This is a genomic window from Actinophytocola sp., from assembly GCF_035762905.1.
Lineage (GTDB): Bacteria > Actinomycetota > Actinomycetes > Mycobacteriales > Pseudonocardiaceae > DASYTH01.
Genome location: NZ_DASUCC010000082.1, coordinates 1 through 3,663, shown reverse-complemented (window position 1 = coordinate 3,663; position 3,663 = coordinate 1). Strand labels below are relative to the sequence as shown.

Genomic DNA, 3,663 nt, shown 5'->3' with positions numbered 1-3,663 from the left:
CTGGTCGGGCGCGGCGCCGGGCTCGCCGGGCCCGTGGAAGGACGAGAGCAGCCGCTTCGTCACCGCCGTCGCCTCCGCCTCGTCGGCGACGACGACGTCGAGCACGCCGTTCGCGGACTGGACGTCGACCGGGCCGACGTCGTCGGGCTCGACCTTGCCCAGCCCGCCGCCCTCGATCATCGCCGGGCCGCCCATGCCGATCGAAGAGTCGGCAGTGGCGATGATGACGTCGCAGCAGCCGAGCAGCGACGCGTTGCCGGCGAAGCAGCGCCCCGACGTGATGCCGACCATCGGCACCAGCGCCGAGAGCTGCGCGAAGCGCGCGAAAGTGCGTTGGCCCGAGCTGATGCCGTCGGTGTCGCCCGGCCGTCCGCCGCCGCCTTCGGCAAACAGCACCAGCGGCATGCGGCCGTTCTCCGCGATGTCGACCACGCCGTTCGGCACCTGGATCGACATCGGGCCGATGTCCTCGGGCGCGAAGACGCCGAGCCCGCCGCCCTCGATCATCGCCGGCCCGCCCATGCCGATGCTCGAGTCCTCGGTCGCGATCACCACGTCGCAACACCCGAGCAGCGCCGCGTTGCCGGCGAAGCAGTAGCCGGCGGCGATCCCGACCAGCGGCACCAGCCCGGACAACCGCGCGAACAGGTGGAACGACGGTACGTCGAGTCCGCCGACGGTGGGGATGTCGGTGTCCCCCGGCCGCCCGCCGCCGCCCTCGGCGAACAGCACCACCGGCAGCCGCCTGCGCGCGGCGACGGTGAACAGCCGGTCCTTCTTGGCATGGTTGTAGTAGCCCTGCGTGCCGGCCAGCACGGTCGCGTCGTAGGCCAGCACCAGGCAGGCCGACCCGTTCACCTCGGCGACGCCGGCCACCAGCCCGTCCGCCGGGGTGCGCGCGACCAGGTCGTCCAGGCCACGGCGTTGACGTTGGGCGGCCACCACCAAGGGCCCGTACTCGACGAACGTGTCGGGGTCGCACAGCTCGGCGAGGTTCTCCCGGGCGGTGCGCTGGCCGCGGTCCCGGCGCCGGCGCACCGCCTCCGGCCGGTTGGCGTCCAGCCCAACGGCGTGCCGGTCCAGCACCTCGGCCAGGTCGGGCCGGATCACGTCCGGATCGACCAGCTCATCGGATGTCTCGGCAGGCCCAGTCGTTTCGGCGGGGTCGAACGTGAGCAGCGGCTGGTCGCGCCGGACCGTGTCCCCGGCGGCGACAAGCACCGTGGCCACCACGGCGGCGGCCGGGGCGCGCACGATGTGCTCCATCTTCATCGACTCGAGCACCACGATCTGCTGTCCGACCTGGATCAGCTCACCCGGGCGGACGTCCACGCGGACCACGGTGCCCAGCATCGGGGCCAGCACGTGCTGGGTCTCCATCGGATCTTCCTAGCATCCCGGACCAACATCGGACGTCACCTGTGGACACAGGGCCACATGGCGACTACATTCGCCCGCAATAGATCCGATGTTTCGGGAGGCCTCATGCGGTTGCTGCGGATCGGCCCCCCGGGCCGGGAACGGCCCGCCACGCTGGCCGGCGACGGCCGGCTGCTCGATCTGTCCGCGCTGACCGAGGACATCGACGGCGCCTTCCTTGCCGGCGGCGGAATCGACCGGGCCCGGGCCGCGGTCGACGCCGGCGGGCTGCCCGAGCTGGACCCGGCGCTGCGGGTCGGCCCACCGGTCGCCCGGCCCGGCAAGATCGTCTGCATCGGGCTGAACTACTCCGACCATGCCAGGGAGGCCGGCGCCCCGCCGCCCACCGAGCCGGTGCTGTTTCTCAAGGCGCCCAACACGATCGTCGGTCCGAACGACGAGGTGCTGGTGCCGAGGGGCAGCGCGAAGACCGACTGGGAGGTCGAGCTGGCCGTGGTGATCGGCCGCACCGCCCGGTACCTCACCGGGCCGGAACGGGCGCTGGCCCACGTTGCCGGCTACACGATCGCCAACGACGTGTCCGAGCGGGAGTTCCAGCTGGAGCGCGGCGGCACCTGGGACAAGGGCAAGTCCTGCGAGACGTTCAACCCGCTCGGCCCCTGGCTGGTGACCGCGGACGAGGTGCCCGACCCGCAGCGGCTGGGCATGCGGCTGTGGGTCAACGGCGCGGCCAAACAGGACGGCAGCACCCAGAACATGATCTTCGGCGTGGCCGAGCTCGTGCACTACGTCAGCCAGTTCATGGTGCTCGAGCCGGGCGACGTGCTGAACACCGGAACCCCGGCCGGCGTCGCGATGGGCGCCCCGGACCCCAAGCCGTACCTGCGCGAGGGTGACGTCCTGGAGCTGGAGATCGACGGGCTCGGCCGGCAACGGCAGGTCGTCGGGCAGGCCAGATGACCGCGACGATCACCAGGCTGCGCACGTTCGACATCCGGTTTCCCACCTCCCGGCAGCTGGACGGCTCGGACGCGATGAACCCGGATCCGGACTACTCGGCCGCCTACGTGGCGATCCAGACCGACGCCGCCGACGGCCTTGAAGGGCACGGGTTCGCCTTCACCATCGGCCGGGGCAACGACGTGCAGGCCGCGGCGATCCGGTTGCTCGAGTCCTATGTGGTCGGTTGTCCGGTCGACGCGACCCTTGCCGACCTCGGCGGCACGTGGAAGCGGATGGTGCACGACTCACAGCTGCGCTGGCTGGGCCCGGAGAAGGGCATCATGCACATGGCCATCTCCGCGGTGATCAACGCGCTGTGGGATCTGAAGGCCAAGCGGGTGGGCAAGCCGGTGTGGAAGGTGCTCGCCGACCTCTCCCCCGAGGAGATCGTGTCCCTCGTGGACTTCCGGTACCTGACCGACGCGCTCACCGCGGGCGAGGCGCTGGACATCCTGCGCCGGGCCGAGCCGGGCCGCGCCGGCCGCGAGACGACGCTGCGCGAGCACGGCTATCCCGGCTACACCACGACTCCCGGCTGGCTCGGCTACGACGACGACAAGCTGCGCACGCTGTGCGAGCAGGCCGTCGCCGACGGGTTCACCCAGATCAAGCTGAAGGTGGGCGGCAGCCTGACCGACGACATCAGGCGGCTGCGGATCGCCCGGGACGCGGTGGGACCGGACGTCCGGATCGCCGTCGACGCCAACCAGCGCTGGGATGTCAGCACCGCCATCGCCTGGGTCCGCGAGTTGGCCCCGTTCGACCCGTGGTGGGTCGAGGAGCCGACCAGCCCGGACGACGTGCTCGGCCACGCGACCATCGCCAGGGCCATCGCGCCGGTCCGGGTGGCCACCGGAGAGCACGTGCAGAACCGGGTGGTGTTCAAGCAGCTGCTGCAGACCGGCGCGATCTCCTACCTCCAACTGGACGCCGCGCGGGTGGCCGGGGTGAACGAGAACGTGGCGATCCTCTTGCTGGCCGCCAAGTTCGGCGTTCCTGTGTGCCCGCACGCCGGCGGGGTCGGCCTGTGCGAGCTGGTGCAGCACCTGGCGATGTTCGACTACGTGGCCGTGTCGGGCAGCCTGACCGACCGGGTCATCGAGTACGTCGACCACCTGCACGAGCACTTCGTCGATCCGGTCGTCGTGCGCGCCGGCCGGTACGTGACCCCGACGAACCCCGGCTTCAGCGCCACCATGCGGGCGGAGACAATAGCGGAGTACTCGTACCCCGACGGTCCACAGTGGAGCCCGTGAGATGGCGCTTACCGACGAGGCGATC

At 71.3% G+C, this 3,663-nt stretch carries 3 protein-coding genes; 2 read left to right on the top strand and 1 reads right to left on the bottom strand.

The window, feature by feature from the left end; genetic code table 11:
* Positions 1-1,380, bottom strand: a 1,380-nt coding sequence (locus VFV67_RS16815; RefSeq protein ID WP_326471088.1) for a carboxyl transferase domain-containing protein, incomplete at its 3' end; no start/stop codon positions are given.
* Between the two features lie 105 nt (positions 1,381-1,485).
* Here VFV67_RS16815 and VFV67_RS16810 point away from each other — a divergent pair.
* Both VFV67_RS16810 and VFV67_RS16805 read left to right on the top strand, forming a co-directional pair.
* Positions 1,486-2,340, top strand: a complete 855-nt coding sequence (locus tag VFV67_RS16810) for a fumarylacetoacetate hydrolase family protein (RefSeq protein ID WP_326471087.1) — start codon at positions 1,486-1,488, stop codon at positions 2,338-2,340.
* Entirely contained in the window at positions 2,337-3,638 is a 1,302-nt protein-coding gene (locus tag VFV67_RS16805; RefSeq protein WP_326471085.1) for an L-fuconate dehydratase, read from the top strand. Before VFV67_RS16810 ends, VFV67_RS16805 begins: the two co-directional genes overlap by 4 nt.
* Positions 3,639-3,663: the final 25 nt, after the last annotated feature.

Coding starts and splice junctions, on each gene's coding strand:
- VFV67_RS16810 (WP_326471087.1), top strand. CDS start 1,486: ATGCGGTTGCTGCGGATCGGCCCCCCGGGCCGGGAACGGCCCGCCACG.
- VFV67_RS16805 (WP_326471085.1), top strand. CDS start 2,337: ATGACCGCGACGATCACCAGGCTGCGCACGTTCGACATCCGGTTTCCC.